The organism is Trichocoleus sp. FACHB-90, assembly GCF_014695505.1.
GTDB classification, from domain to species: domain Bacteria; phylum Cyanobacteriota; class Cyanobacteriia; order Cyanobacteriales; family FACHB-T130; genus Funiculus; species Funiculus sociatus.
On the sequence record NZ_JACJOK010000058.1, the window covers coordinates 25,941 to 52,252 of the forward strand.

Sequence of the window (26,312 nt, forward strand, 5' to 3'; positions counted from 1 at the left end):
CGCTCCAAGCTAAGATTGAGTGTAAAAGCAAAAAGTCTGGATGCAGGAGTGAGACTATCAGCGAGCAAAGCAAAGCTCTAAATGTAGCTGAAGGTGCAGAACTGGTCGCCAAGAAGTTAGCTCAAGGAGAGGACATAATAGTAGATATATTTGGGGGAAAATCTTCGCAGGTTAGTAATGCCATCAATATTGATTTGATTGCTGAAGAAGGCATAAGAGCCTCAATTAATGACTTACCTAACATCTTCCCACCTGACAGTGTGAGCGAAATTATTGCCAGTAATCCGCAAGCAACATTTCTTGAACAGGCTGCACTGGTATTGAAACCTGGGGGACGAATTTATATAAACGCCACTAAAGGAAATGCCTTTGGGAAAGTACCAGATACAGCAACCAAAGACAAATTAGGTTCAGATGCTCTTGAAAAATTAGGATTACAGATTTGGCAAGATAAAGGTGAACTCGATCGGAGGTTTGCTACGCAAATATTTTGCAGAACCGATGGTATTCCAATTCCATCAACTTCAGTTAGAACAACTATTTTAGAGAAAGTCAAATGACCATTATCAGAAACTATTTTGACTATTTACATTTTACGGAGTGTGAATTTGAAAAGGTTGAATTTGATAAAAAACTTTTTCCTCCAAAAAACGATAGCGATTTAGATTTTGACGATATAGTTCTATTTTACAAGAGGGCGATAGGCTCAGTTAAAAAAGAAGAGCATTTGCCTATAATTATGTGTTCAAAAATAGTTATTTTAACTCATAAAATTGGTATACTCCCTGGTCATACTCTTAATACAACTGATGATGTCATTTTTTTGCCAGAATGCAATTTGATATTTGAAGGGGTTAAAAGGTGGGTACGTCATGAAACTAGATATGTTGAAGAGCTGTCAGGCTCTAATCGATTTCAGCCCAAAGAAACTCGGCAGGAAACTGTTCCAGATGACCTATTTTCCATTTTTGCTCCACCACCTGTAACATTGTTTGAAATAGAGGGGATTTTTAAAAATCCTTTAAGATGGGTTGACTGGGAAATCGAAAGTATATCGTTTGGGCTTGAGGTGTTAACACCCCAGGATACGCTTAGCGAGAATTATAGTAAGAGTGTTTCAGGGGAAATGGGTAAATATTAGAGCAAAAAAATGTAGTATTGTCCCCGCTCAGTTAAATATCCTCTGGGGTAAATTTGCCAAATACCTGAAATTACTATTCAGTTCTTACCTCTGAGTGGATATTCTCAGATTTTGCGCCTACGCTGTTAGCCCGCCAGCGATTCAAATCACTGGCTAATAGCTGAAGTCCATTAAAATGGACTGAAAGTCTTTCTTAGTCCTCTTCAGAGGACTTTCGCTATTAGCCCGGAACTTGAGTTCCGGGCGGGTTATCGGGTTGGTGCAAGATATCAGTATTGCTACCTTAATCGCTGTAAGGATGTAGTTTCTAAGTTAAAACTTCTGTAGCTATTAAAGAGCGATCGCGTCCACAAAAAACTCCCCCAGCTAATCCTGAGGGAGTTGGAGTTTAAGCCGTCAAAAACCTAATTAAACTGAAACTGGAGTATTTGCAGGCTTCTTCAGCCGAGAAGTAGCAACCATCTTCATGCCTGCTGGTGCTGCTAAAGTTAAGCCCCGACGCACCGGAATAACCGGACGCTTATCAACCAGCGACACTTGAAAACGCGACAGAATTGTTGCGAGAACCAATTTCATTTCATACATGGCAAATGCCATGCCGATACAGCGACGATTCCCGCCACCAAAGGGCAAATACTCATATGGAGAAAATTGTCGTTCCAAAAAACGCTCTGGCTTGAACTGCTTCGACTGTGGGAAAGTTTCCTCCCGATGGTGGGCTAAATAGATACTGGGGACTACTACTGTACCCGGCTCTAATTTGTAGCCTGTTATCTCGAAGCGCGATCGCACAATCCGAATAAAAGTATTCGCAGCAATTGGGTAAATGCGAAGCGTCTCAGAGCAAACCGCAGTTAGATAGGGCAGTTTGGCAATTTTACTCGGATCTGCTGTGGTATCAACATCCAACTCTTGGAGCAGTTTGTCACGCACCTGCGGTAATTGGTCAACCCAGTACAAAGCCCACGTCAGCGCAGAAGCCGTGGTTTCATGTCCGGCGACTAGCAGAGTCATTAACTCATCGCGTAACTCCACATCCGTCATCGCTTGACCCGCTTCATCACGAGCAGACATCATTAAGCTGAGGATATCTTCGCGATTCGGGTTAGATTCTGCTCGACGTTCCGCAATCTGAGCATAAATCAGTTCGTCAATTTGTTTTATTTGGCGCTGCATCCGACCCCAAGGACTCCAACCGCCTAAATCTTGTTTAAGAAACTCAAAAAAGAAGGCGCTGGAGTTGAAGGGGGAAGTCATCAAGTCCAGGGTTGAACCGACTAAGCTGCGTAGTTTTTCCAAACGCGACCCCTCATCCAGTCCAAACACCACTCGTAAGATGACGCGCAGGGCGATTTCTTGCATCGACGCACGGACGTTGAATGGTTTGCCAACCGTCCATTGATTCATCACCTGCTGAGCGATTTCAGAGATAATCTGACCGTAAGCCCGCATCCGTTCCCCGTGAAAGGGAGGGGTTAACATCTGTCGTTGGCGCTGATGGCGATCGCCATCTAGCAGTAGCAGAGAATTTTCTCCCATTAAAAACTCTAAGCCGCTGTTCCCCCTCCCAGCGTCTAACTGGCGGTCATCAGCAGTAAAAATCGTTTGCAGTGCTTGTGGTTGGCTGAAGTAAACAATCGGAGTATCCTTGCTTCCCCTAATGGTGAAGGTGTCACCATAGGCTTTGGCATAATCATCCAGGTACTTGATGGGCTGAAAAATAAACTTCATTAACCGCAGCGATCGCGGAGTGTTTGGCCCTTTAGGCAAACTGTTAGTGAGTTCCATTGAAGCGCCTTGTGTTCAGAGCAGTTTAATTCTATTGTGCCGATAGAGGCAGAACTGTGGGAAAGAAGCAACGCATTCCCAAGCTGGGTCTGAAAGAGATGGCACACAAAAAAACTCCCCCGACAAGCATCTCATTGTCCGAGGGAGGTTTTATTTTAGATTTGATAATCGAAAATCTAAAATCGATTAAGCAGGGTTTGCTTGCGCTCTTTTTTGGAGCAACTGGAGAACAGAAGCTTTTTCCAGAAGTCCTACTAGCACGCCGTTGTCACGAATGACGGGAAGCTGAGTGAGCTTTTGTTCTTCTAGCAGCGTCACCACTTCCAGCAGCGATTGATCGGGTTTGACAGTTGTGGAGAATTCGATAGGTTGCGTTAGCTGACTAACAGATATTTCGGGCCATTGAGATGTCGGGATGGTTTTGAGATCGTCAACTGCGATCGCGCCCACCAATTTTCCCTGATCGTTAGTCACTAAGAACCGTTGCGCTTGGGGTTTGCCAATAATGTAGTCGTTAACAAACTCTCTCACAGAAAGCGCCTCAGATACAATCGGGCTATCCGGCATTACTGCATCTTGGGCGGTCAAATTTGCTAACTGCTCCTGCACTCTGGCACCTTGGGTTGCACGACCAGCATTTTGCAGCAAGAACCAACCGATTAAAATATTCCAGACACCGCTGAAGCTACCCATTAGTAGAGGTAACAGTCCTGATCCGATCGCAATCCATCCCAGGATTTGACCAGCGCGACCAGCAAACACCGTACCTTTGTAAGGATTGCCAGTAATCTTCCAAACTATCGCTTTGAGAACATTACCACCATCTAGGGGTAAGCCTGGAATCAGGTTAAACAATGCCAGCGCCAAATTGACGTAACCCAGCACCCCTAAAATTGCGGCAAATGGCCCGGAAATGCCTGAGCTAAAGCTAATAACGCTAATTAGACCAAAAAGCGCCAAACTAACTAAAGGCCCTGCGATCGCCAGCCAGAATGCTCCTGCTGGAGTCTTTGGCTCTTTTCCTAGACTTGCCAGACCACCAAACAGAAACAGATTGATGGATTTAACTTCGATTCCCTGGCGGATGGCGACAAAACTATGTCCTAGTTCGTGCGCCAATACCGAAGCAAACAACAGCAGCGCTGCGATCAATCCCAGTAACCAGGGTAATCCCAAGCTAAGGGAAGGAAATTGAGCCGCTAGCCCGCTACCATAACTCAAAGTCACCCAACCCAGGACGAAAAACCAGGACGGATGCACGTTGAAGGGAATTCCAAAAAGATTGCCGACGCGAATTGTGCCGTTCATTACGCCACCTCTAATTTTACAGACGCAAGCGATCGCGTCTTTTCTTTGAGAGGCTTAACTGAACCTCTCGCATATCCTTATCGTAACGGAATGTAACGAGTGTCTTAATCTTTTTGCTATCGTAGTATCCGTCCATTCAGGTTCGGTTTTGGGAATATTGTTCTGTGCCGTTCCCCAGCTTGCCTCGGCATAATAGAATCAGCACTGCTCTGGAATTTTAAGGGCAGAAAAGCTTTCCCAACATCGACCGCAGGTGCTGATTATGCCCGTCACCCAAACCCAAATGATTCGTTCTTACAATCAAGAAGATATACAGCAGATTTTGCAGATAGCGATCGCGCGTCAAGCTGATGACACAGAATTTACTCGCGAACAGCTATTAGAAATCGCCGCCGAGTTAGAAATCTCCCCAGAATGTCTCCAAGTAGCAGAACAGCAGTGGCTACAGAAGCAAGGAGAAATCCAAAAGCGGCAAGATTTTAATATTTATCGACATGGAAGATTACAGAAACACGCTGGCAATTTTGCGATCGTAAACTCATTTTTTATGGGGCTGAATCTAGTTAATGGAGGTGAGCTTACTTGGTCTTTGTATATTTTATTATTCTGGGGACTAGGGCTAGGACTCAATGCCTGGAATACCTATCAATCTGAAGGCGAAGATTACGAAAAAGCCTTTCAAAGATGGTATCGCCAAAACCAAATTAAACAATCAATTAACACCATTTGGAATAACTTGTTTAAGACTTGGGGAACTTAATATTAAATTCTCGTTCCCAGGCTGACCCTAGGAACGAGAAAAAATTCCTCACAACCCCCGAAATTCTTCTTGCAACGCCCGATGACGAGGATAACGCTGCCGGATATCAGTAATATAGCGTTGCCAAGCCGCTGAATCATTCAAAACAGACAAATAAATTGATTTGATTGCACTAGCATGACGAGCCGCAATGCTGTAATGTTCGCGGTTTTTACTGTCAATATGGCTCTGCACGAGTTGCTGATAAATTTGAATAGATGCTTCCGTGCGGTGTTGCTTCACCCCTTCTGCAACTAAAATTCGCAACGACTCCTCATAATAAGAATTTGCTCTTTGCTGTGCAAGTTGAACAGCCGCATCCCAATCTTGCTCGTAAAGATAAATTTCTGCCACATTAGTGCTACTTACTTGAGCAAATTCTATCAGCTTAAGTTTCAGTTCTTGCCAGTTACCTAACTTGGCACCAAGCGTTTCAATTTGTTTATATAAATCTAACGTGGTTTTACCGAATTGAGCCAAAGTCATCAAAATGCGACAGTAGTTTTCATCATCCTGTTGCTGGCGATAATGTTCCGCTAATCTCTTTAAAATCGGGCTGTCTTCTAAAGATGAATAACGGGGAGCAAAAAGATAATTTAACTGACTCTGAGGAGGAGCTTTTCTGTTAACTAAATCAGATACCCATTGCTCTAACGTCTCCAGGTGTTTTTCCCTATCTCCCTTTTGCTGCCAAAATTCTGCTAACTGTAAATAGTCTGTCTCTTTTTCCAGATTAGCTTGTCGAACTCGGAGATAATTTTCATCATCTCCTAATTCAAGATAATATTGGGCAATCAAATCGGAGCTTCTCTCGTAATCGCTATTTTCAAACTTTTGAATAAGATAGCGAAAATCTTCTGGGACAGTACAAATTTTGTCCAGCGCCTCTTCAATCGCTTCAGTAACTTCACCGTAGCCGCAAATAGCCCAACTAAGAGCATCAATTAGCACGTCAAAGTAATTGTGCTTTTGCTGATGAGGTAAATCTAATTTAGTGACAGCTTCGCCGTATAAGCAAATTGCTTCTTCAATTTGTGGCGTACCAATGAAAAACTCTCCTTCCTCAAAAACTTCATTGCCGCAAATTGCAATATGCCAAAAAACATCCATTTGATCGACAAGATTCAAAGTTCTGGCATTTTCTAACAAAATCTCTAATTCAGAATACTCTTCACTTTCGTCATATTCATTATCGTAATAATCATCGTAGCGACCACGTTCTTCAAGTTCGTCAAAAAATTTGCTGATGTCTCGTTTAAATTGCTTGACTACTTGAGGGGATACAGGCTGTTGCTGGAGAATTTGGGGTGAAATACTGACATTTGCTAACAGAATGCGGCGAAAGTCAGCTTCAATGCTGGAAAGGTTTATAATCAAGTTCAACAGCTCTTGGTGAGACATCGCTGTTAAAGCTTGCTCAAGGGCGGTGGAAGTATTTGCATCCATAAGTTTGAGTTTCAGGCGATCGCGCAAGTAGTAGGAGTGTTATTGCTCTGTCCATAAGCTAGCGCCTTTTAGGATATATTCTGTTGGGCGATCGCTTTCTTTTACCCTAAAATAATCCTGTCGGCTTGGTTCAAATAACCAGCCCATAAGGTCTTTCGACAAGTTCTCCGGCAAAACTATGGTTCAGTACACTCTCGCTCAAAGCCCAGAAGTCATCCTGACTGTTCCAGGCAAAGATTCAAAAAAAGCCCGTGAGAAAGCGATGGAGCAGCTTATGGAACTCATGGATGCGGAGGAGCTACCCACCGATCTCGAAGAGGGATTTAGTCCGCAACAGCTGATTGAAGTGAAAGAACTCCAAGCAGATGAAAAGAGCGATGAGGACGCTGTAACCCAAGCTGTACAAGTTCTCAGCAACCTGGCCACTCTGAAGCTGAAGGTGCAGGAGTCACGCTCCGAAGCTCTGAAAATTCGCGCTCAGGTAGATATCCTATTTACAGAGCAGCCGGTAAGTGAGGAGGAAATCTCCAGCCTCAAGGACGGTTTTAAGGTTCTCAAAAACTTTGCCCAAGTTAATCAGCGCTACCTGGAAGCTCGATCTAAAGCAGAGGAAGCGCGTGCGGTGCTAGACGAGGCGCTAAAATCTCCGGAAAAATAACTTTACTAGCGATCGCTCGATTCTTGGCAAGGGCGATCGCTATCAACACATTAAATGCACAACAACTGAACGTAAAATGATTCAATTTGGTAGTACCTCCCCTGATTCTGGGGAAAAGAACTGGCGAAACCAGCTAAATCAATTTGTTAAAGCAAATCAGCAAGAATTAGCAGCACTTGCTTGGGGATTGTGGTTGGAAAATGGAGACACTAAAGGTACTTTAGGGCTGGATATCAAACCAAAGCCGCATTTCGTTTATTGTCCCAAACAAGCTATAGAAGCACTAAATAACCAAGTTGAAAATAAACTTCAGGAAATATTGGGAGTTGTGGATGCTCATAAACCGGAAGTGGAAGTTCTGATTATTGGAATTGGCGAGGGACAAATAAAGATAATTCAGTTTGAACCAGATCCCCCACCACCCATTTGCTTTGAGCAAGTCGGCGCAGATGTTGATACATTGCTAGAACGAATAGAGCAAGGCATGGCGGAACAGATAGACTAACTCTTCTAAGTTCTTCTCTGCGTCCTCAGCGCCTCTGCGGTTCAAATCTACAACAACATACCCGCGATCGCAGCTGTCATCAAACCCGCCAACAAACCCCCAATCATCGACCTTACACCCATTCGCGCCAAATCTTTCTGACGATTCGGTGCGATCGCGCCAATCCCGCCAATCGTAATACCAATCGAGCCAATATTGGCAAAGTTGCACAGCGCATAGGTCGCAATAATTACTGCCCTTTGGGAAATCCCCTGAGTTTCAATCAGCGTCTTCAAATCCAGGTAAGCGATAAAATCATTCAAAATAGTCTTTTTGCCCAACAACACCCCAACTTCCCGACAATCAGCCCAAGGCACCCCGATCAACCACGCCACGGGAGCCATTACATAAGATAAAATCGACTCCAGCGACAGGGTTGCCACCCCCACCAGTCCCCCCAACCATCCCAAAACGGCATTCACAAACGCCAGCAATCCCAAAAAGGCAATAATCATCGCCGCAACGTTAATTGCTAGTTTCGTCCCCTCCACCGCTCCCACAGCCGCTGCATCGATGACATTCTCATAGGTGCTTTCCACTTTTATTTGCACTTTGCCAGCTGTCTTCGGTTCTTCTGTTTCTGGGTAAAGCAATTTTGAGGCAACGAGTGAAGTGGGCGCAGTCATGAAAAAAGCAGCTATCAGGTGTTCGGCGGGAATTCCAAAGGATAGATATGCGCCTAAAACTCCACCCGCAATTGTGGCAAAGCCCCCAGTCATCACCGCGTGCAGTTCTGATTGGGTCATTGTCGCTACATAAGGTTTAATTAGCAGGGGTGACTCAGTTGGCCCTAAAAAGATGTTGCCAGCACAAGATAAAGACTCAGCCCCCGATGTTCCCATTGTCTTCATCATCACCCACGCCAATCCATTCACCACGCGCTGCAAAATCCTGTAGTGGTAGAGTACGCTGATGAAGGCCGAGAAAAAGATAATTGTCGGCAGCACTTTGAAGGCAAAAAAGTGATCTTCGTATTTTTCCCCAAAGACGAATTTCGCACCGACATCAGAAAATGCTAGAAAGCGACTCACCACATCGCCTAGTGCCTTAAATACTGCTAAACCGCCTGGTGTTTTAAGAATTAGAAGCGCCACAATAAATTCTAATCCCATCCCCCAGAATATCGGACGCCAGCGCACCGCACGGCGATTTATCGAGAAGGCGTAGGACAACCCAATAAAAACAGCCAACCCAACTGCTGAAATTACCCGCTCCATCGATTCTTAAAACGCTAAGTTAGAATACGGCGTATCATAGCCTGGATACGCGAACAAGAAAGTATCACTTGCTCCTCCGGATTCAAGCTTTATGGGGATGAAGCACAATAAATAACTATAACGTCCAGAAATAATAGAATTTTGGGGAGATAATTATAATGGTAAGGATTTTTCTTTCCGCTGGACATGGTGCTGGAGATCCGGGCGCGATCGCGGGAGGCACTACGGAAGACAGGGAAATGAGACTCACCCGCGATGCTGCTGTAGCCGAAATGCGATCGCGTGGTTTAGATGTCACCTCGGTTCCCGACACGCTGAGTTTAAAGGAAAGTATTACCTGGATTAACGTGCGATCGCGTCGTGGCGATGTGGCCCTAGAAATTCACGCCGATGCTGTTAATAACCTTAACGTGCGGGGTGCCAGCATCTTCTACGTCGCTGGCAACGCTCAACGACAAGCCGATGCCCAGTTGGTACTGCAATCTTTGCTCAGAGTAGTTCCGGGATTGCCTTCTCGTGGAACTAAACCAGATACTAGCACGGGAGTTGGGAGTTTGGGTTTCTGCCGTCAAGTGGATGTTCCTTCAATGTTGTTGGAGTTGGGGTTTCTTACCAGTGCAGGCGATCGCGCTTTACTGCAAAGTAGACGTAAAGAGTTCGCCCGTGGACTAGCTGACGGACTGCAAGCTTGGAGTACGCGAGAAGCGCAGCGACAAGGCATGACTCCCCCGCCTCCTCGGTCATACCCAGTTATCAGTGTCAAAATCAACGACCAGCTTTATAATAATCAGGGTATTCTGGTTAACGGTAATGCCTCTATTCCCGTTGTTTTTCTGAATTCGTTGAAGATCGATCCGAGTAAAGTTGCCAATTTTCCCAAAGTTACTCACCGCAATCTTGAATATATCAAAGCGGTTGATTTACAGCAGTTGAATGTGTCTATTAAATGGGATAATCCCTCTCGGACGGTTATTTTAAGCGCAAAGTAAATTCTCAATTAGCCCGACAGTCAGCCCGGAATTTATGTAGGGACATGGCATTGCCATGTCCCTAACCTTGGTGGGGAGAACGTCAGAACCGCGATATATTCCACCCAACTGAGAAACGCTATCAGCCATAAATTCAAATCCAAGGCGGGCGATCGCAATTGGTGCAAGATAATGAACATTTCCCAGGCTGAATCGGTGACAGCAATTGTGTTGGCTGGCGGACAAAGTTCGCGGATGGGAAGGGATAAAGCCTTAATTTCTGTTAATAATGTGCCGTTGATTCGGCAGGTTTGTGAAGTCGCCCAAGAGTGTGCTTCTGTAGTTTATGTGGTGACACCTTGGATTGAAAGATATCAAGATATCTTGCCAAGTAACTGTCAATTAATTCGAGAAGTTTATGACTTGGAAGCAGGGAAGCCTCACGGGCCTTTAATTGGGTTTAGACAAGCTTTAGAATTGGTGCAAACAGATTGGGTGCTGTTACTTGCCTGCGATTTGCCCAATTTGAAAGTGGAAGTTTTGCAGAGTTGGTTACAGCAGTTGCCACAGCTGCCAGAAGATGCGATCGCGCTTCTTCCCCGACACCCGAAAGGCTGGGAACCCTTGTGTGGTTTTTACCGCCGTTGCTGTTTGCCGCTACTATCTGAATATATCAATCGAGGCGGCAGATCGTTTCAGCATTGGTTGGCGGAACATTCTGTACAGGAACTACCCGTAACTCAACCAGAAGTGTTGTTTAATTGCAACACTCCCGCTGATTTGAAAGCACTGGAAAATTAATTTACCCGCATTCCCTGGCTGGGCTGGGGAATGCGAAAATGGCTACTGAGAGGATGTCTGAAAAGTCATAATCGAGACGCTTAGATGGTGGAGATCCCCCTTGCATCCCCCTTGAAAAGGGGGACTAAGACTTGATTCTCCCCCCGATGAATTGGGGGGCTGGGGGGATCAAGCTAACTTTTGACACTTCTGAGACATCCTCTGAGTATTTAAGGATTAACTGGTCTTGGTCTAGCCGGGATAACTGGATCTGCGTCCAAATTAGGCAGAGGTGTCAACCCCGGCGGAGGTGCTACCGGAGGTGTAAACTGCGGCGTTGGATTTGGGGCAGGCGGTGGCGCAAAGGTGGGGGACAAGCTGCTGGGATAATCTTCCGCCGAATTGCAGCGATTCATTGCGGTGCTGGCGGTGATTTCCAGTTGGCGAGTTAAGCCAACGACGCATTCAGCAAAGCGGACTGGCAGCAGGCTGCGGCGACAATTATCAAGAACATCAAGCGCCGCCGCATTTCTGGTGTCGTTGTTAATATTAATTACACACCTGCCTAACTCTATCGGGCGGCGAACGCGGGTACAGGCAGGCAAAACGTCTTGCGCGGCAAGCTGAGTTTCTTGGTTTATATAATACACGCAAGCGGATAATTGTTGAGGATCGAGTGCGTCTGAACAAGCTGCCGCAGCTTGTTCTACGGAAATACCAACATTCCTCAAGTCGGCGGCACAGTATTGATATGGACTCAGATGGGTGGCGGCGGCAGGATTGCTGGGGATGATAATTGCAAAAAATCCTGCTGTTAGCGCGATCGCAGTAAACTTATCGCTACTTTTGTTTTGCATTTTGATTTCTATACAAGTCGCTCAAAAGCTATCCTACTTGTACTTTGGACATACTTTGCACTTTACACTGCCACTGATGCTTTCCAGCAGCTTAAGACAATGCCACAAAGCCCAAAAAATACCTGTTGACAATTAAGCCAAAGTATGCCACCGAATTTAATCCAGGAATGTAGCAGCGTAGGGTACGTTACGCTGTCGCGCTTCGCACCCCACACAATGTTTTAGTATTCCGGCACTGAAGAGTCAATTTCTCGACTCCAAGCAGTAATCCCACCTTTAACGTTGGTGCCTTCAATACCAGCTTCTTTCAGAATCCCCAACGCCTTCGCGGAACGTCCACCCATTTTGCAGTGTGCAATTAAGCGATGACCATTGAGTAATTCCTTAACTTTGGCAACACCAGCGCCGCTTTCAATATCCGGTAACGGCACTAAAACTGAACCGGGAATTTGGGCAATTTCGTATTCATTGGGGTTGCGGACATCAAGCAGCACAAAATCATCTGTACCGCGGTCTATCAATTCCTTCAATTCCTTAACGGTCATTTCTGACATTTCCATCTGCTGCTTAGCCTCCTCTGCTTTTGCTTGTGGAATCCCGCAGAAATGTTCGTAATCTATCAATTTTTCAATAACTGGTCTTTCTGGGTTCGGACGCAGTTTCAGTTCCCGAAACTTCATTTGCAGGGCATCATACAACAGCAGTCGCCCACTCAGAGTATTACCCTGACCCAAGATAATTTTAATGGCTTCAGTTGCCTGAATGGTGCCAATAACGCCACACAAAACACCCAAAACGCCGCCTTCAGCACAAGAGGGAACCAATCCGGGTGGTGGTGGTTCGGGGTAGAGGTCGCGGTAATTGGGGCCGCCTTCGTAGTTAAATACGGTAGCCTGACCTTCAAAGAAGAGGATAGAGGCGTAAACGTTGGGTTTATTTAACAGTACGCAGGCATCGTTAACTAGATAACGTGTGGGAAAGTTATCAGTGCCATCCACTACAACATCGTAGGGTTCGAGGATGTCCAGGGCGTTCTCTGAAGTCAGGCGGGTTTCGTACAAGTCAACTTGGCAATCAGGATTTATTTCTAAAATCCGGTTTTTTGCCGATTGAATTTTTGGTTTACCTACCCATGAGGTGCCGTGAATTACTTGCCGTTGTAAGTTGGAACTATCAACGACATCAAAATCGACAATGCCGATGCGTCCGATACCAGCAGCGGCAAGATACAGCAATAGTGGTGAACCCAGTCCCCCAGTACCAACACACAGGACGCTTGCTGCTTTCAGGCGTTTTTGTCCTTCTAGTCCCACTTTGGGCAGGATGAGGTGGCGGGAATAGCGTTCGTATTCTTCTTTCGTTAACTGGATTTCATCCAGATTGGGATTAAGCATGACCTTTCAGTGAGGGCAGACAGAGTTAACAGCCTATCAAAAATACAATAGTCTTTGTATCTTTGTGTCTTAATAGTTTTTAATCTAGGTTATTTCTACCGTAATCATTTCTTCTGGCTGAAACTGGTGTGCATCGTCCAGACTCCAGTTGCACAGGTCGCCAGCTTTGCCTTGTTGCACAGAGACAATAATATAAGAGTATACTGACCAAGCGCAGGCTCGATCAAATTCTGAGGGAACTGCGGGATGGTCGGGGTGGGAATGGTATATGCCGATGATATCAAAAGAGCGATCGCGTCCTTCCCTCTGAGCTTTTAGCATATCTAGTGGTGCGATCGCGTATCTATCTCTTTTGCTACTACCTAGTTTATCCGAACCCGCGATCGCCGCGAACGCTTGGGCTGCTTCTGCATCCCAACTGTTCTGGGTTGGTATCACTTCCGCAACGATTTTCTCATCCCCAGCCAATCCCAGCAACAAGCCGCAGCACTCGTTAGGATAACTGCTTTCAGCATGAGTGCGAATGGCTTGCAAATGGTGAGGGGAAATTTTTAAAACTGCCAAAACCCAATCATCCTCAATAGATAGCGACCAGCAAGGCTTAACAGGTTATATTGAAATATTTCATACTACCATGCGTAAATGAATAGGGAGCATCCTTATGAGAGCAAATATAAGTCTACAGGCTAGAAGCCTTGATGGAACAAAGCCTGCTAACGCAACGGCTTTATATTATTAGCCTGCCTTGGCAGGCTTTGTTTGTTCGCCCTTGACTTTAGTCGGACATTTTTACTTAATTTTATCTTTTGCTGAATAAACTATAGCCTTTCTCAGTGTTTTGATGTTCGGGGACATGGCAATGCCATATCCCTACAGATGTATTGCACCCACACCTTGAATTTATATAACAAAAATTAAATTGCGATCGCATTATCTGTAACTCATACCATTTCCTGTAAATTAATGATTTAATACTAAGAGAATTAGGAGTGCATCATGTCTAGATTAATCAAAATATTGTCAATTGATGGAGGCGGTATTCGCGGCATCATTCCAGCTATGATTTTAGCCGAGATTGAACAGATAACATCAAAGCCGATTGCAGAGCTTTTCCATCTGATTGCGGGTACTTCAACCGGAGGAATTTTGGCTTTAGGTCTTACTAAACCCAATGGGGGAGGCAAGCCTGAACATCCTGCCGCAAATTTAGTCAGACTGTACGAAAAAGAAGGAAACCGCATTTTTCCTCAGTCTAATTTTACTAAACTCAAAAATTTACAAGACGAAAAATATCCCTCAGATGGGATAGAAAGAGTTTTACAAGAATACTTTGGGGAAACCATGATTGGGGAAGCGCTGACAGAAATATTGATTCCCAGTTATGACATTGAATTGCGCCGCCCCTACTTCTTCAAACGCACCAAAGCTAGAAAAACCCCAGACTGCCACAATTTTCCTATGAAAAAAGTGGCACGGGCAACTTCCGCTGCCCCAACATATTTTGAACCCTTGAAACTGGAAACAAATGACTTGACAGATTACTATGCCTTAATTGACGGTGGCGTTTTTGCTAACAATCCCGCCATGTGTGCATATGTTCAAGCAAAAATTAACTATCCAGATGCAAATGATTTTCTAATTGTCTCAATTGGTACTGGAGAACTAACCACAATTCTGCCCTATGAGAAGGTGAAAGACTGGGGACTTCTCCAATGGGCGCAGCCGATCATCCATGTAACTTTTGATGGGGTCAGCGACACCGTACATTACCAACTCAAACAGTTACTTCCTCCGGTAAGAGATCAACGTCGTTACTATCGCTTTCAGACAAGACTGACCGAACGCGGCGATCACATGGATGATGCAAGTAAGGAAAATATTCGCGCCTTAAAACTGCAAGCTGAAAGCATCATTAATGATAATGAAGAGAACTTGCAGATGCTTAGCAATCAGTTGTTATCAGCAGCTAGCTAATAAATATCCGGCGATGTTCGTAATCGCCGGGGCTTTCATCAAGAGCAAATCTGCTGAAAGCCGTTACATTAATCCTTTTTCTATACTGATGAAGATGCAGGCATCTCGTAGGATAAAGATAATCACCTGCGACGGAATAACCAGCTGTGGCTACCGAAGAACTGCATCCAGAGACAGCGATCGCCCGAACTCCCCTATATCAACTCGCCCTAGAACAAAAAGCCCGACTCACCGCCTTTGCCGGGTGGGAGATGGCAGTACAATACATCGGGATTGCCCAAGAACACCAGGCAGTTCGCACCTCAGCGGGGATGTTCGACATCTCCCACATGGGCAAATTTACCTTCAAAGGGAAACAGCTAATTTCCCACCTCCAGCCGCTAGTTCCCTCGGATCTTAGCCGCCTGAAACCCGGTGAATCTCAATATACCGTGCTGCTAAATCCTCAAGGTGGGATTTTGGACGACATAATTTTCTACTATCAAGGCGAAGACAACGGCGAACAGCGAGGAGTAATGATAGTCAACGCCGCCACCAGATCCAGAGACAAAGCTTGGGTGTTTGCACAGTTGGAATCTTACGCAGTTGATTTCGAGGATCTGTCACAAGCGAAAGTTTTGATTGCTGTTCAGGGGCCGAAAGCGATCGCATTTTTACAGCAATTTGTCAAAGATGATTTGACACCGATTAAGGCATTTGGGCATCTCGACACAACCATACTCGAACAGCCAGCCTTTATTGCCCGCACTGGCTATACAGGCGAGGATGGGTTTGAAGTGATGGTAGACCCAGAAGTAGGGGTAGAATTGTGGCGAAATCTTGTAGCCGCTGGTGTGGTTCCCTGCGGACTCGGCGCTAGAGATACCCTACGCCTAGAAGCAGCAATGGCACTTTATGGGCAAGATATTGATGAAAGCACCACGCCCTTAGAAGCTGGTTTGGGTTGGGTAGTTCACCTCGATAGCAAAGGCGACTTTATCGGGCGAGAGGCGCTGGAAAAACAAAAAGCTAATGGAGTAGAACGCCGTCTGGTAGGGTTACAAATGCAAGGGCGTTACATTGCCCGTCATGGCTACCCGGTGCTGCATAACGGTGAAGCTGTGGGTGTTGTCACCAGCGGTACACTGGCACCAACTTTAGGGCAACCAATTGCCCTGGCTTATGTTCCCACGAATTTAGCGCAGATTGGGCAGCAGCTAGAGGTGGAAGTCCGGGGTAAATCATATCCAGCGGTTGTTGTCAAGAAACCTTTTTATCGTTCCTCTACTCGTCTCTCCAGCAAGTAAAAGTGCCTCTGCTTCTAGTGTTGAGTCGAATAGTTACTCGTTAAGAGGATGTCTGAAAAGTCATCATCGAAATGCTTAAACGGTCAGATCCCCCAGCCCCGCTTTTTAAGGCGGGAGAATCTTCTCAAAGTCCCCCTTTTTAAGGGGGATTTAGGGGGATCAAAGTAACTTTTGACACTTCTGGGACATCCCCAGTCAGAAACTCTTACCCAGAGAAATAGATTGGGCAAACTCCTGCAAAGTTTTCGCATACGACTCGCCAGCAACCGACGCTAGATCATCGTGACGTGCGCCATCCACCCAAAAAGAGCGCTTGGGTTCATTTGCTGCGGCAAAAAGTTGCTCCCCGTGCCAAAACGGTACAACTTCGTCCCGCCTCCCGTGCATTATCAGCACTGGAGAAAGCACCTTTTTAATCTTGCTAATATTATTAAACTTATCAAAAGGCACAATCGGAATCTGCGTCACCACCCGAAACGTGCTAAGAAACGGAGTTTCCAAAATTAAACCAGCAACAGCCTTGCGAGAAGCCAAATCAACAGCCGGGCCACTACCCACAGAACGCCCATAGACAATAATCCGATTTGGCGGGACACCCAACTGCTGAGTTAGATAATTATAGGCGGCATCAATATCCCGATAAACATTACTCTCAGTGGGAGTTCCCTGACTGGTGCCATAACCGCGATAATCGTAGCTAAAGACAGCAAAGCCCATATCCCGCAGTTCTCTTAAACCCGGTAGACTGTCTCCCAGGTCTTCCGCATTGCCGTGGCTGTATAGGATTGTGTAGGTAGCGCTAGGATTAGGCAGATGCACCGCTGAGATTTTCACACCATCCGCAGTCGTTAGCTTGATAATCTCCCTACTGTCCTGATAGCTAGAGGGTTGCGGCAAAAAAATCATCCTGTCCGAAAAAAAGTAGGCATAGAAGCAAAGAAAAGCATAGATAAAGATTGCCGAAAAGGCCAGTCTTTTCAAGGAAAATTCGCCAAATAGTAGACGATAGAGCTTTTGTTTATCCATTATTGTGCTGATTCTAAGTCTGAAAGCTGTAAACTTAATGGCTAACTTAAGCTACTTTCAGCGTACTGATGAGGAAGTGAGATGGCTCTGGAATACCCTGATGACTTGAAGTATTTAGACTCCCACGAGTATGTGCGGCTAGAGGGCGAAATTGCCACAATTGGCATTAGTGCCTTTGCTGTCGATCAAATGGGCGATATAGTGTTTTTGGAGTTGCCAGACGTGGGCGATGCCCTGCAAAAGGGAGCCAGCTTTGGCACAATTGAATCAGTGAAAGCGGTTGAAGATATGTATGCGCCAATCAGCGGTACGGTTATTGAGCGCAATGATGTCATTGTAGAAGCTCCAGAGCATCTGGGAGAAGACCCTTATGGAGAGGGTTGGTTGTTGAAAGTTCGCATCAATGACCCCGATGAACTGGATGAAGCGCTAACGGCGGATGAGTATCGAGTCCAGGTGGAAGGGGAATAAGAGTTTTAGGTAGAGACGCGATATATCGCGTCTCTAGTTTTGAGTTTTGAAAACATTCTCTTCATTCAAACTTCAAACTTTTCCCAACTCCTGGCTCTGAAATTACTGTTACAAAGTAATAAGCAGACAATTCTGGAGAGCAAATGGCATATTATACCGCTCAAACGCAGTCTAGCCGTCAGCAAGTGATGGGAGGAATAAGGCAATCGATTTCTTTTGCAGACAGGCATATTGGCCCAAACCCCGATGAAGTCGGGCAAATGCTGGAGGTGTTGGGGCTGAAAGACCTTGATGCGCTGGTTGAGAAGACGGTTCCGCAGACGATTCGCCTTAAGGGAAGTCTACAGTTACCAGAACCAAAAAGCGAGTACGCAGCGATCGCGCTCCTCAAAGAAATCGCCTCGAAAAATCAGGTGTTCCGCTCATTCATCGGCATGGGCTATCACGACTGTATCACCCCGCCTGTCATACAGCGCAACATCCTAGAGAATCCCGGCTGGTACACAGCATACACTCCCTATCAAGCAGAAATTGCCCAAGGTCGTCTGGAAGCACTGCTGAATTTCCAGACAATGATTATAGACCTCACAGGTTTGGAAATTGCCAATGCTTCCTTACTCGATGAAGCAACCGCCGCCGCCGAAGCGATGACGATGAGCTATGGCATCTGCAAAAATAAGGCAAATGCGTTCTTCGTCTCAAAAGACTGTCATCCCCAAACTATCGAAGTCGTGCAAACACGGGCGATACCGTTGGGTATTGATGTCATTGTCGGCGACTTTCAAACCTTTGACTTTCAGCAACCTGTTTTCGGCGTACTTTTGCAATATCCCGCCAGCGATGGCAGAATTTACGACTATCGGAGTTTTGTCGAAAAAGCTCATGCAGTCGGTGCCTTAGTTACAGTCGCAGCCGACCCGTTGAGTTTAACTCTGCTTACACCCCCTGGAGAATTTGGGGCTGATATCGCGGTAGGAAGCACTCAGCGCTTCGGTATTCCCTTGGGCTATGGGGGGCCTCATGCCGCTTACTTTGCCACCAAAGAAGAGTATAAGCGACAAGTTCCGGGGCGAATTGTCGGCGTTTCTAAAGATTCCCAAGGAAACCCTGCACTGCGTCTGGCCTTGCAAACCCGCGAACAGCATATCCGCCGCGATAAAGCTACGAGTAATATTTGTACCGCCCAAGTTTTACTGGCGGTGATGGCGGGTATGTATGCGGTCTATCATGGGCCAGCAGGATTGAGAAATATTGCCGAAAATATTCATAATCTGACTGTACTTCTGGCAGAAGGACTGAAGCGACTAGGTTACAGCATTGGTAATGAGAATTATTTTGATACATTGCGAGTAGAATTAGGCGATAATGCTACGCATCGCTTACGCGATCGCAACTTAGAAGAAATTCTCCAACGTTGCCAAGCCCGTCAAATTAACCTGCGGATAGATACAACTATCGGGATTACTCTAGACGAAACAACTACACTGGCAGATGTCATCGACTTATTAGAGATTTTCGCCCTTTCCGATTCCCTACCCTTCACGGTTGAAGAGTTAGCACCAAAATCTAACTCCCCCTTCTCCCGTACCAGCAACTATCTCACTCATCCGGTCTTTAACCGCTATCACTCGGAAACAGAACTTTTGCGTTATATGCACCGTTTGCAAGCAAAGGATCTGTCTTTAACTACATCTATGATTCCCTTGGGATCATGCACGATGAAGCTGAATGCAACATCTGAGATGCTACCTGTAACTTGGTCTGAATTTGGCAAAATTCATCCTTTCGCCCCCCCTTCGCAAACGCGGGGTTATCAAGTTCTATTCCAACAGCTTGAGGAATGGTTAGCCCAAATCACAGGTTTTGCCGGAATTTCTCTGCAACCGAATGCTGGTTCTCAAGGGGAATATGCAGGACTTTTAGTAATTCGTCAGTATCACGAAAGTCGCGGCGAAACACACCGCAATATCTGTCTGATTCCCCAATCGGCGCACGGAACAAATCCTGCAAGTGCGGTGATGTGTGGGATGAAGGTAGTGCCAGTTAACTGCGACACTCAAGGCAATGTGGACTTAGACGATCTTAAAGCTAAAGCCCAGAAACACAAGTCCGAACTCGCCGCCTTGATGGTGACATATCCCTCCACTCACGGCGTATTCGAGGAACCGATTCGGGAAATCTGCGATGTTATCCATGCTAACGGCGGACAAGTCTATATGGACGGGGCGAATATGAACGCTCAAGTCGGGCTGTGCCGTCCGGGAGACTTCGGGGCGGATGTTTGCCACCTAAATTTGCATAAAACTTTTTGCATCCCTCACGGCGGCGGTGGCCCTGGTATGGGGCCAATTGGTGTCGCACCCCATCTAGTACCATTCCTACCTGGACATTCTGTTGTCAAGATGGATGCGAACAATCCAAAATCGATGGGTGCTGTTTCTGCTGCGCCTTGGGGTAGCGCCAGCATCTTAACGATTTCTTGGATGTACATCGCCATGATGGGTGGCGCGGGTTTGACGGATGCAACCAAGGTGGCAATTCTCAATGCTAACTACATCGCCCGTCGTTTAGAAAGTTACTACCCAGTTTTATACAAGGGGAAAGCGGGTTTAGTGGCGCATGAGTGTATTTTAGACTTGCGATCGCTCAAAAAATCCGCTGGAATCGAAGTAGATGACATCGCTAAGCGTCTGATGGACTACGGTTTCCACGCGCCTACCGTTTCTTGGCCTGTCGCAGGTACGATGATGGTGGAACCAACGGAAAGCGAATCGAAAGAAGAGTTAGACCGTTTTTGCGATGCAATGATATCTATTCGTCAAGAGATAGAGGAAATTGAATCGGGTAAAGTAGATGCTCAAGATAATGTCTTGAAGAATGCACCCCATACCGCAGAAAGTCTGATTAGTTCCGAATGGAACCATCCTTACTCTCGCGAACAAGCCGCTTACCCCGCGCCTTGGACACGCGAACACAAGTTTTGGCCTGCTGTCGGACGTATCGATAATGCTTTTGGCGATCGCAATTTAGTTTGTTCTTGTCTCCCAATGGAAGCTTATTCACAAGGCTAGTCCATTTAGGCTGACATCCAGTAGGGGTTTCTCTGCTAAGCAGCGAGAAACCCCTATTTTCGTTATTAGTTATTAATCGCTACAATTAATTCATAAAATAACGCTGATAACTAATAGCCGTATGGTTCAAACAATTCAAGCTAAAGATATTACACTTCGAGGTTTAGAAACCAAATTTGGTTTGTTATCTTCTAAAAATAATAATTTTTTTACTGAATGGGTAGATAATTTACCTCAAATTACCTCTGAGGAGCAGCACTTTTTAGACGGAGTTAAAGAGGAATATTTACATTTAATCGAACATCGCCCGATGCTAGAAGATTTAGTAAAAATGGTAGTCCTTTCTCCATTGCTAAAACTAGCTGGCTTTTATCGTCCACCTTATGAAATTGAAACGGAAAAATCTGTAACGATTTCAGATGAAGATGAAGACGGAGTTATAGTGCAGGGAAAAATTGATATTTTAGTTTTACAAAGTGAACTATGGGTGGTGGTGATCGAGTCTAAAAGACAGCTATTTTCTTTGGATATAGCAATACCTCAAATACTCGCTTATATGTTAGCTAATCCTCATTCTGATAAACCAACATTTGGATTTATCAGTAACGGCAGTCATTTCAGATTTATAAAACTCACCAAGCAAGACATACCCCAGTACGCCTTATCGGATGAATTTACGCTTTATCGACGGGGGAATGAGTTGTATAGTGTTCTGAGTATCTTAAAGCGATTGGGTGAATTGGTGGTAAGGTAGCGATCGCATTTAATAATTTGAACTACAAAGACGCGCTAGTGTAGCGAAGGCGATAGCCGTTAGGACAAGGAAGGAAGAGGCGATCGCATCTTTTTTTAAGCGCAAAGAAATCTCTCACCTACGTCGCTGATTCTGACATACTATTTGCCACAGCCATTGCACCCAGCGTCGCACAAAGCCAATTATTGCCTGTATCCAATTCTGTCTAAATATAGATTTATTTCGCTTTCTCAGCCTCTGCCTCATAGTAACTTCTGGAACTACAGGAATTGATTCGCGCTTAGCCCCTATTTCTGGCGCTCTAATTGGTGTGGTTGCAATCACCTTTCCTACATTTTGAATGGCAGCATCACAATTTTCAACTTTTGCACTGAGTCCTATTTCCTGATATAAGTAACGGGCATTTTTATAAGAGCGAATAGCGTCCCACTTTAAATCCTGCTTTGCTAAGGCGTTTCCTAAATTAAATAAAGAATTCGCTTCCCCTTTGCGATCACCTATCTCCCGGAATATTGCCAGGGACTGCTGAAGGTAATCAATGGCGAGTGGGTATTGTCCCAGGGAATAGTAAGCACTGCCCAAATTACCGAGAGAATCCGCTTCCCCATTGCGATCGCTAATTTCCCCAAATATTGCCAGGGACTGCTGAAGGTAATCAATGGCGAGTGGGTATTGTCCCAGAGAATTGTAAGCATTGCCCAAATTACCCAGAGAAGCCGCTTCCCCATTGCGATCGCCTATCTCCCGTTTTATTGCCAGGGACTGCTGATGGTAATCAATGGCGAGTGGGTATTGTCCCAGAGAACGGTAAGCATTGCCCAAACCTATGAGAGAAGCCGCTTCCCCATTGCGATCACCTATCTCCCGTTTTATTGCCAGAGACTGCTGATGGTAATCAATGGCGAGTGGGTATTGTCCCAGAGAACGGTAAGCATTGCCCAAACCTATGAGAGAAGCCGCTTCCCCATTACGATCGCCTATCTCCCGTTTTATTGCCAGGGACTGCTGATAGTAATCGATGGCTAATTGGTATTGTCCTAGGGAATTGTAAGCATTGCCCAAATTATTGAGAGAAGCCGCTTCCCCATTGCGATCGCCTATCTCCCGGAATATTGCCAGGGACTGCTGATAGTAATCGATGGCTAATTGGTATTGTCCTAGGGAATTGTAAGCATTGCTTAAGGTAGTTAGAGAAGCTGCGAATTCCCAACTGTCGGAGTTATTTTGCTGCCATGCTTCAACTAACTGCCCGTACAGTTCAACTCGGACAGTGTTGTAACCTCGTAAAGTTAGAAAATCGTCACATAGGCGAATTGTGTTGAAGGTGTCGTCATACTCTCCCCGCTGATAGGAGTGATAGAAAACTTCCAGGTATTCTGCTATATCACTTATTGTCTGCCAGGGTTGTGATTTAGCATTTTCCCTGTAGTATGCGATCGCCTTTTGGTGCGCCTCGGTTAGATCGCCTCCCTTTTGCTTGACATACGCCAAAATGAACGGGTGAAACTGAAACCATCGTCCTCCGTTGTTGTCCCTTTCTTCCTGTAACAGAGAACGTCTAGCCAACTGTCTTAAATCCTGCTCCGATACATTCTCTCCCAACAACTGGGCATCTGCCATCGCCGCATTGAAAGCAATCCGATAAACACTCAAATTTAGTAGCAATCTTTGTATCTTGTCACTGAGGCGGTTACAGCTGGCATCTAACACTAGGCGCATCCAAATATCGATTTTGCCCCGGTGCAACCCTTTCAGCTTCTCGTCAGTCACTAGCTGAGTTACATCAGCCAAACCATACCTCTGCAAGTAACTAATCTGCGGATCTGACTCCTCTTCTGCCCGCAAAAAACCTGCAACCAGCGTCAGCAGCAAGGGATGCCCTTCGGGAGCATCCCGGTTTTGTAAAACTACTATCAAGAGAGGATAATAGGTAGAGCGTCAACAGAAGCGTGAACTGCATTCGTAGGAGGAGCGGTTATGACCCCTGAACAAAAGGAGCGTTTAAAAGCTTGTGCTGCTGAGATTGCCGAGATTATGTACAAAAACACTCCGCACTCAGAATTATCAAGTCTGGAAACAATCGAAAAGCATATTCGAGAGCAATGGCTAGAATTAGTCGGGCCGGAGGTTGGTTTTTTTTTATCAAACAGGCAACCGGAACAGAATCAGGACGGTCTCGCACAGTAAAAAGTTGCATTGGTAAATTAATAATTACTGAAAAACAAGCCGAAAAATTGGGAGTGAAAAAATCTACTCGTTTAGCTCCATTTAGCTCCATTATTTGAAAAATGCTGCCTCCGTCAGGTGGCTAATCTCTCTTATGAGAAAGCTGAGAGTGAAATAGAAGCCCAGACGGGAGTGCATATAGGTCACACTTGTTTACACCGATTAGTGGAAAAGCAAGAATGGGCGTCCAGAATAGCTACTTCGGAGGTAAAGGAAACCAGTGTGGATGGGGGGAAAGTCCGTCTCAGAAAAGAAGAGGGAGAGGGCAGTCACTGGCTTGACTATAAGGCTGTGCGACTGCACGACAGCTATTACGGGGCATTTTTTCTTGAGAATCAAGCGTTAATTAACTATGTGAACAGTCAGCCTTTATCAGAGGTACTAACCTGTTTGGGAGATGGTCATGATGGCATTTGGAATATTATTGTCCAGTTGAATCCTGACGGGGCGCGGCGGGAAATTTTAGATTGGTATCACTTAGTTGAAAATCTATGTAAGGTCGGTGGGTCGTTGAAGCGTCTGGCGCAGGGTAAGGAGTTTTTGTGGCAAGGACGAGTCCAGGAAACCATCAATTTATTTAAGTCTTGCCGTCAAAAACAAGCCCAGAACTTTTGTGCTTATTTGGAGAAGCATCGCCGACGAATTGTTAACTATGAGCAATTGTCAACACAAAAGGTTTGCTCAATCGGTTCCGGAGCTGTAGAGTCGGCAGTAAAACAAATTGATAGAAGGTTGAAAATTTCAGGAGCGCAGTGGTTGATGAAAAATGTCAATCAAATGCTTAAGCTTCGGTGCGCCTACCTTAACGGATCAATATCCGTTTGATGCTCAAAAGCGCAAAACCGGGATGCTCCCTGCCCTTCTGCCTTTTTCGCAAAATCTAGCAACTCTGTCTCAGTCCCCAGAATCCCCAAAGCCGTCAACAAATTAGCCCCCTCTGCCGGTGACAATCCCGGCAAAGGAAGCCATTGCAACTTAATTTCTGGCAAATCCGGGCGTTCCCGCGTCGTTACCAGAATGGCACTCTTACCGCCACATCCCAACCAACCGTGAAAAAACTCCTCGTAGATAGCATCCAACCATTGCCCATCTTGTTGCAGCAGACTTTCCAGGTTGTCGATGACAAGTAAATACCGCCCCTCCCGCAGATGGTTCACCAACGCATCCACCAGCGACAATTCTGGAATTGCCTCCACAGTGGACTCGGAAAATCCCAACCGCAGCAAGACTCGTCGCGCAAACTCGGTAAAAGTCACGCGGCGGCTGACATCTACCCAGAACTTTTTATCAAACTCAGCGCTATCGTCGTCATAGATTTTCGCAGCCAGGGTAGATTTACCAAAGCCACCCAAACCCGTAATGCCAATCAGCAGGATATTTCCATCCGCCATCCATTCCCCGATTTTCTGCCTTTCCTCTGTGCGCCCTTGCCAATAATTCAAGCCGGGGCGCATTTCATCGAGGTTCGGTGAGTTTTGAACTGGTTGAGGGTTAGTTCCTTGGTTGTCTACCAGCAGTCAGTGGTTGTTGATGGTGTCACCAAACTGCACATTTTCAGAATTAACTGTTTCTACTTGATAGCCCTTGGCATTATCCCGGTTAATCTGAGTCCTGCTATTGTCCTGAGTGTTGCTGATTTGAATTTCTTTAGCCATCATCTGAATCTCTTCGGCAAATGCTGGCTCTTTATCCATGCAAGCCTGCAAATATTCAGCAATCTGCACTAATTCTGACTTTGAGCCTTGCTCAACGGCTTTAATGGCTCTTTCTGCGTCTGCATTGCCCCGAAATTGATTCCAAATTCTCTGGCGTAGCAGATTTACCTTTTCAATGACGATTTCCGTCACCTTACCAGCGCCACCTTCTATCATTCCGCCAAAGGCAATTTCTGCAATCTTTGCTGCTGTAAATTCAAATATCATCTGTCACAGGTTAGCTATGCTTGCCATTTGGTTGTAGCCCATCACCCCTCTATCTGCCAATGTTAAGATTGATGGCTTTACTAACTTTTCTCTAATTATGGCGATTGACTTTAGAGATAAACTGTGTTTTAAATATATGCCGTTATCGCCTAGCAATTAACCTTATGACGAGGAATCCATCAAATCAACGACCAATTTTGACAATAGCGCGATCGCCTATTAGTTGGATGTTAGAAATAGCCGCAGTTGCAGGGATTTTCTGCATCATTGTAATCACCCTGCAATCTTGGGCAAATCTACCCAACAATATTCCCATCCATTTTGAGATGGGAGGCAAACCAGATGCTACGGGTAGCAAAAAATTAATCTGGCTTTTCCCCAGCTTATCTATTTTAGTTTATGTAGCGTTTACAGTACTGCGTCATTTTCCTCATACCTTTAATTATATTTGGGGGATTACAGAGCAAAATGTCGCAAAACAATATCAGCTAGCTATTAACTTATTAGACTGGAATAAGGCAGAATTTATGTGGATATTTGCATTTATAGAATGGCAGATTATCCAGGTAAGTTTGGGACATTCGGCTAAATTTAATGCTGCGTTCTTTCCTGTAGTGTTGCTAGTATTTTTTGTCACAAATGGGCTGTATTTTTGGCAAGCGTATCAGGCTCGTTAGTGAAG

Annotated in this window: 25 protein-coding genes and 1 pseudogene; 14 read left to right on the top strand and 12 right to left on the bottom strand. The window is 45.5% G+C overall.

Annotated features, from left to right (window positions below):
* The first annotated feature begins 194 nt into the window (after positions 1 to 194).
* Entirely contained in the window at positions 195 to 560 is a 366-nt protein-coding gene (locus H6F74_RS16895) for a hypothetical protein (RefSeq protein ID WP_190443128.1), read from the top strand.
* A complete protein-coding gene (locus H6F74_RS16900) occupies positions 557 to 1,141 on the top strand; it encodes a hypothetical protein (RefSeq protein ID WP_190443130.1) in 585 nt (194 codons plus the stop codon). Before H6F74_RS16895 ends, H6F74_RS16900 begins: the two co-directional genes overlap by 4 nt.
* A gap of 408 nt (positions 1,142 to 1,549) precedes the next feature.
* On the opposite strand, the gene H6F74_RS16905 is transcribed toward H6F74_RS16900, so the two are convergent.
* Together H6F74_RS16905 and H6F74_RS16910 are read right to left on the bottom strand one after the other, a co-directional pair.
* A complete protein-coding gene (locus tag H6F74_RS16905; protein WP_190443131.1) occupies positions 1,550 to 2,929 on the bottom strand; it encodes a cytochrome P450 in 1,380 nt (459 codons plus the stop codon).
* 186 nt (positions 2,930 to 3,115) lie between these two features.
* On the bottom strand, positions 3,116 to 4,237 hold the full coding sequence (locus H6F74_RS16910) for a site-2 protease family protein (RefSeq protein WP_190443133.1): 1,122 nt from the start codon (positions 4,235 to 4,237) through the stop codon (positions 3,116 to 3,118).
* Positions 4,238 to 4,499: 262 nt separating this feature from the next.
* Here H6F74_RS16910 and H6F74_RS16915 point away from each other — a divergent pair, with 262 nt between their 5' ends.
* Positions 4,500 to 4,997, top strand: coding sequence for a 2TM domain-containing protein (locus H6F74_RS16915; protein ID WP_190443135.1), 498 nt, complete (start codon positions 4,500 to 4,502; stop codon positions 4,995 to 4,997).
* 48 nt (positions 4,998 to 5,045) lie between these two features.
* Here H6F74_RS16915 and H6F74_RS16920 read toward each other — a convergent pair whose 3' ends face one another.
* A complete protein-coding gene (locus tag H6F74_RS16920; RefSeq protein ID WP_190443137.1) occupies positions 5,046 to 6,482 on the bottom strand; it encodes a hypothetical protein in 1,437 nt (478 codons plus the stop codon).
* Between the two features lie 178 nt (positions 6,483 to 6,660).
* On the opposite strand from H6F74_RS16920, the gene H6F74_RS16925 reads away from it, so the two are divergent.
* Both H6F74_RS16925 and H6F74_RS16930 read left to right on the top strand, forming a co-directional pair.
* On the top strand, positions 6,661 to 7,140 hold the full coding sequence (locus tag H6F74_RS16925; RefSeq protein ID WP_190443139.1) for a hypothetical protein: 480 nt from the start codon (positions 6,661 to 6,663) through the stop codon (positions 7,138 to 7,140).
* Between the two features lie 79 nt (positions 7,141 to 7,219).
* Positions 7,220 to 7,645, top strand: a complete 426-nt coding sequence (locus tag H6F74_RS16930) for a hypothetical protein (RefSeq protein ID WP_190443404.1) — start codon at positions 7,220 to 7,222, stop codon at positions 7,643 to 7,645.
* A 47-nt stretch (positions 7,646 to 7,692) separates the two neighbouring features.
* Here H6F74_RS16930 and H6F74_RS16935 read toward each other — a convergent pair whose 3' ends face one another.
* Positions 7,693 to 8,901, bottom strand: a complete 1,209-nt coding sequence (locus tag H6F74_RS16935) for a NupC/NupG family nucleoside CNT transporter (RefSeq protein WP_190443141.1) — start codon at positions 8,899 to 8,901, stop codon at positions 7,693 to 7,695.
* Positions 8,902 to 9,059: 158 nt separating this feature from the next.
* Here H6F74_RS16935 and H6F74_RS16940 point away from each other — a divergent pair, with 158 nt between their 5' ends.
* On the top strand, positions 9,060 to 9,890 hold the full coding sequence (locus H6F74_RS16940) for an N-acetylmuramoyl-L-alanine amidase (RefSeq protein WP_190443143.1): 831 nt from the start codon (positions 9,060 to 9,062) through the stop codon (positions 9,888 to 9,890).
* Here the strand turns inward: H6F74_RS16940 and H6F74_RS16945 are convergent.
* A complete protein-coding gene (locus tag H6F74_RS16945; RefSeq protein WP_190443145.1) occupies positions 9,876 to 10,019 on the bottom strand; it encodes a hypothetical protein in 144 nt (47 codons plus the stop codon). The two genes, H6F74_RS16940 and H6F74_RS16945, sit on opposite strands and share 15 nt — an antisense overlap.
* 42 nt (positions 10,020 to 10,061) lie before the next feature.
* On the opposite strand from H6F74_RS16945, the gene H6F74_RS16950 reads away from it, so the two are divergent.
* Positions 10,062 to 10,670, top strand: a complete 609-nt coding sequence (locus tag H6F74_RS16950) for a molybdenum cofactor guanylyltransferase (protein WP_190443147.1) — start codon at positions 10,062 to 10,064, stop codon at positions 10,668 to 10,670.
* 209 nt (positions 10,671 to 10,879) lie between these two features.
* Here H6F74_RS16950 and H6F74_RS16955 read toward each other — a convergent pair whose 3' ends face one another.
* From H6F74_RS16955 to H6F74_RS16965, 3 genes are all read right to left on the bottom strand, one after another.
* Entirely contained in the window at positions 10,880 to 11,506 is a 627-nt protein-coding gene (locus H6F74_RS16955; protein WP_190443148.1) for a hypothetical protein, read from the bottom strand.
* Positions 11,507 to 11,727: 221 nt separating this feature from the next.
* Positions 11,728 to 12,900 (bottom strand): molybdopterin-synthase adenylyltransferase MoeB, encoded by a 1,173-nt coding sequence (gene moeB, locus H6F74_RS16960; protein WP_190443150.1) that lies wholly within the window; start codon positions 12,898 to 12,900, stop codon positions 11,728 to 11,730.
* An 84-nt stretch (positions 12,901 to 12,984) separates the two neighbouring features.
* Positions 12,985 to 13,464: a M67 family metallopeptidase gene (locus H6F74_RS16965; protein WP_190443152.1), complete on the bottom strand. Its 480-nt coding sequence runs from the start codon at positions 13,462 to 13,464 to the stop codon at positions 12,985 to 12,987.
* A gap of 432 nt (positions 13,465 to 13,896) precedes the next feature.
* Here H6F74_RS16965 and H6F74_RS16970 point away from each other — a divergent pair, with 432 nt between their 5' ends.
* Positions 13,897 to 14,874: a CBASS cGAMP-activated phospholipase gene (locus tag H6F74_RS16970; protein WP_190443153.1), complete on the top strand. Its 978-nt coding sequence runs from the start codon at positions 13,897 to 13,899 to the stop codon at positions 14,872 to 14,874.
* Between the two features lie 146 nt (positions 14,875 to 15,020).
* The gene (gene gcvT, locus H6F74_RS16975; RefSeq protein WP_190443155.1) at positions 15,021 to 16,160 is read left to right on the top strand and encodes a glycine cleavage system aminomethyltransferase GcvT; all 1,140 of its coding nucleotides are present in this window, start codon (positions 15,021 to 15,023) and stop codon (positions 16,158 to 16,160) included.
* A 195-nt stretch (positions 16,161 to 16,355) separates the two neighbouring features.
* Here gcvT and H6F74_RS16980 read toward each other — a convergent pair whose 3' ends face one another.
* Complete coding sequence (locus H6F74_RS16980) at positions 16,356 to 17,186, bottom strand: alpha/beta hydrolase (RefSeq protein ID WP_190443157.1); 831 nt, start codon at positions 17,184 to 17,186, stop codon at positions 16,356 to 16,358.
* An 81-nt stretch (positions 17,187 to 17,267) separates the two neighbouring features.
* Between H6F74_RS16980 and gcvH the strand changes: the two genes are divergently transcribed.
* From gcvH to H6F74_RS16995, 3 genes are all read left to right on the top strand, one after another.
* Positions 17,268 to 17,657, top strand: coding sequence for a glycine cleavage system protein GcvH (gcvH, locus tag H6F74_RS16985; protein WP_190420476.1), 390 nt, complete (start codon positions 17,268 to 17,270; stop codon positions 17,655 to 17,657).
* Positions 17,658 to 17,800: 143 nt separating this feature from the next.
* Positions 17,801 to 20,728, top strand: a complete 2,928-nt coding sequence (gene gcvP, locus H6F74_RS16990) for an aminomethyl-transferring glycine dehydrogenase (RefSeq protein WP_190443159.1) — start codon at positions 17,801 to 17,803, stop codon at positions 20,726 to 20,728.
* 121 nt (positions 20,729 to 20,849) lie between these two features.
* Positions 20,850 to 21,482 carry a type I restriction endonuclease gene (locus H6F74_RS16995; RefSeq protein WP_190443161.1) on the top strand — a complete coding sequence of 211 codons (633 nt, stop codon included), beginning with the start codon at positions 20,850 to 20,852 and terminating at the stop codon, positions 21,480 to 21,482.
* 114 nt (positions 21,483 to 21,596) lie between these two features.
* On the opposite strand, the gene H6F74_RS17000 is transcribed toward H6F74_RS16995, so the two are convergent.
* Complete coding sequence (locus H6F74_RS17000; RefSeq protein WP_199301318.1) at positions 21,597 to 23,399, bottom strand: tetratricopeptide repeat protein; 1,803 nt, start codon at positions 23,397 to 23,399, stop codon at positions 21,597 to 21,599.
* A 60-nt stretch (positions 23,400 to 23,459) separates the two neighbouring features.
* Between H6F74_RS17000 and H6F74_RS17005 the strand changes: the two are divergent.
* A pseudogene (locus tag H6F74_RS17005) lies at positions 23,460 to 24,533 on the top strand (ISKra4 family transposase).
* Here the strand turns inward: H6F74_RS17005 and H6F74_RS17010 are convergent.
* Complete coding sequence (locus H6F74_RS17010; RefSeq protein WP_190443163.1) at positions 24,506 to 25,150, bottom strand: NB-ARC domain-containing protein; 645 nt, start codon at positions 25,148 to 25,150, stop codon at positions 24,506 to 24,508. The pseudogene H6F74_RS17005 and the gene H6F74_RS17010 overlap by 28 nt on opposite strands.
* A 75-nt stretch (positions 25,151 to 25,225) precedes the next feature.
* Positions 25,226 to 25,630 (bottom strand): hypothetical protein, encoded by a 405-nt coding sequence (locus H6F74_RS17015; protein WP_199301320.1) that lies wholly within the window; start codon positions 25,628 to 25,630, stop codon positions 25,226 to 25,228.
* Positions 25,631 to 25,794: 164 nt separating this feature from the next.
* Here H6F74_RS17015 and H6F74_RS17020 point away from each other — a divergent pair, with 164 nt between their 5' ends.
* Entirely contained in the window at positions 25,795 to 26,307 is a 513-nt protein-coding gene (locus H6F74_RS17020) for a DUF1648 domain-containing protein (protein WP_190443165.1), read from the top strand.
* Positions 26,308 to 26,312 lie beyond the last annotated feature (5 nt).

Excerpts from the sequence above, each read along its gene's own strand:
- H6F74_RS16935 (WP_190443141.1), bottom strand. The coding sequence starts at position 8,901 with ATGGAGCGGGTAATTTCAGCAGTTGGGTTGGCTGTTTTTATTGGGTTG.
- gcvH (WP_190420476.1), top strand. The coding sequence starts at position 17,268 with ATGGCTCTGGAATACCCTGATGACTTGAAGTATTTAGACTCCCACGAG.
- H6F74_RS16955 (WP_190443148.1), bottom strand. The coding sequence starts at position 11,506 with ATGCAAAACAAAAGTAGCGATAAGTTTACTGCGATCGCGCTAACAGCA.
- moeB (WP_190443150.1), bottom strand. The coding sequence starts at position 12,900 with ATGCTTAATCCCAATCTGGATGAAATCCAGTTAACGAAAGAAGAATAC.
- H6F74_RS16945 (WP_190443145.1), bottom strand. The coding sequence starts at position 10,019 with ATGGCTGATAGCGTTTCTCAGTTGGGTGGAATATATCGCGGTTCTGAC.
- H6F74_RS16915 (WP_190443135.1), top strand. The coding sequence starts at position 4,500 with ATGCCCGTCACCCAAACCCAAATGATTCGTTCTTACAATCAAGAAGAT.
- gcvP (WP_190443159.1), top strand. The coding sequence starts at position 17,801 with ATGGCATATTATACCGCTCAAACGCAGTCTAGCCGTCAGCAAGTGATG.
- H6F74_RS16980 (WP_190443157.1), bottom strand. The coding sequence starts at position 17,186 with ATGGATAAACAAAAGCTCTATCGTCTACTATTTGGCGAATTTTCCTTG.
- H6F74_RS16900 (WP_190443130.1), top strand. The coding sequence starts at position 557 with ATGACCATTATCAGAAACTATTTTGACTATTTACATTTTACGGAGTGT.
- H6F74_RS16910 (WP_190443133.1), bottom strand. The coding sequence starts at position 4,237 with ATGAACGGCACAATTCGCGTCGGCAATCTTTTTGGAATTCCCTTCAAC.
- H6F74_RS16950 (WP_190443147.1), top strand. The coding sequence starts at position 10,062 with ATGAACATTTCCCAGGCTGAATCGGTGACAGCAATTGTGTTGGCTGGC.
- H6F74_RS16925 (WP_190443139.1), top strand. The coding sequence starts at position 6,661 with ATGGTTCAGTACACTCTCGCTCAAAGCCCAGAAGTCATCCTGACTGTT.
- H6F74_RS16970 (WP_190443153.1), top strand. The coding sequence starts at position 13,897 with ATGTCTAGATTAATCAAAATATTGTCAATTGATGGAGGCGGTATTCGC.
- H6F74_RS16995 (WP_190443161.1), top strand. The coding sequence starts at position 20,850 with ATGGTTCAAACAATTCAAGCTAAAGATATTACACTTCGAGGTTTAGAA.
- H6F74_RS16920 (WP_190443137.1), bottom strand. The coding sequence starts at position 6,482 with ATGGATGCAAATACTTCCACCGCCCTTGAGCAAGCTTTAACAGCGATG.
- H6F74_RS17015 (WP_199301320.1), bottom strand. The coding sequence starts at position 25,630 with ATGATATTTGAATTTACAGCAGCAAAGATTGCAGAAATTGCCTTTGGC.
- H6F74_RS17020 (WP_190443165.1), top strand. The coding sequence starts at position 25,795 with ATGACGAGGAATCCATCAAATCAACGACCAATTTTGACAATAGCGCGA.
- H6F74_RS16905 (WP_190443131.1), bottom strand. The coding sequence starts at position 2,929 with ATGGAACTCACTAACAGTTTGCCTAAAGGGCCAAACACTCCGCGATCG.
- H6F74_RS16940 (WP_190443143.1), top strand. The coding sequence starts at position 9,060 with ATGGTAAGGATTTTTCTTTCCGCTGGACATGGTGCTGGAGATCCGGGC.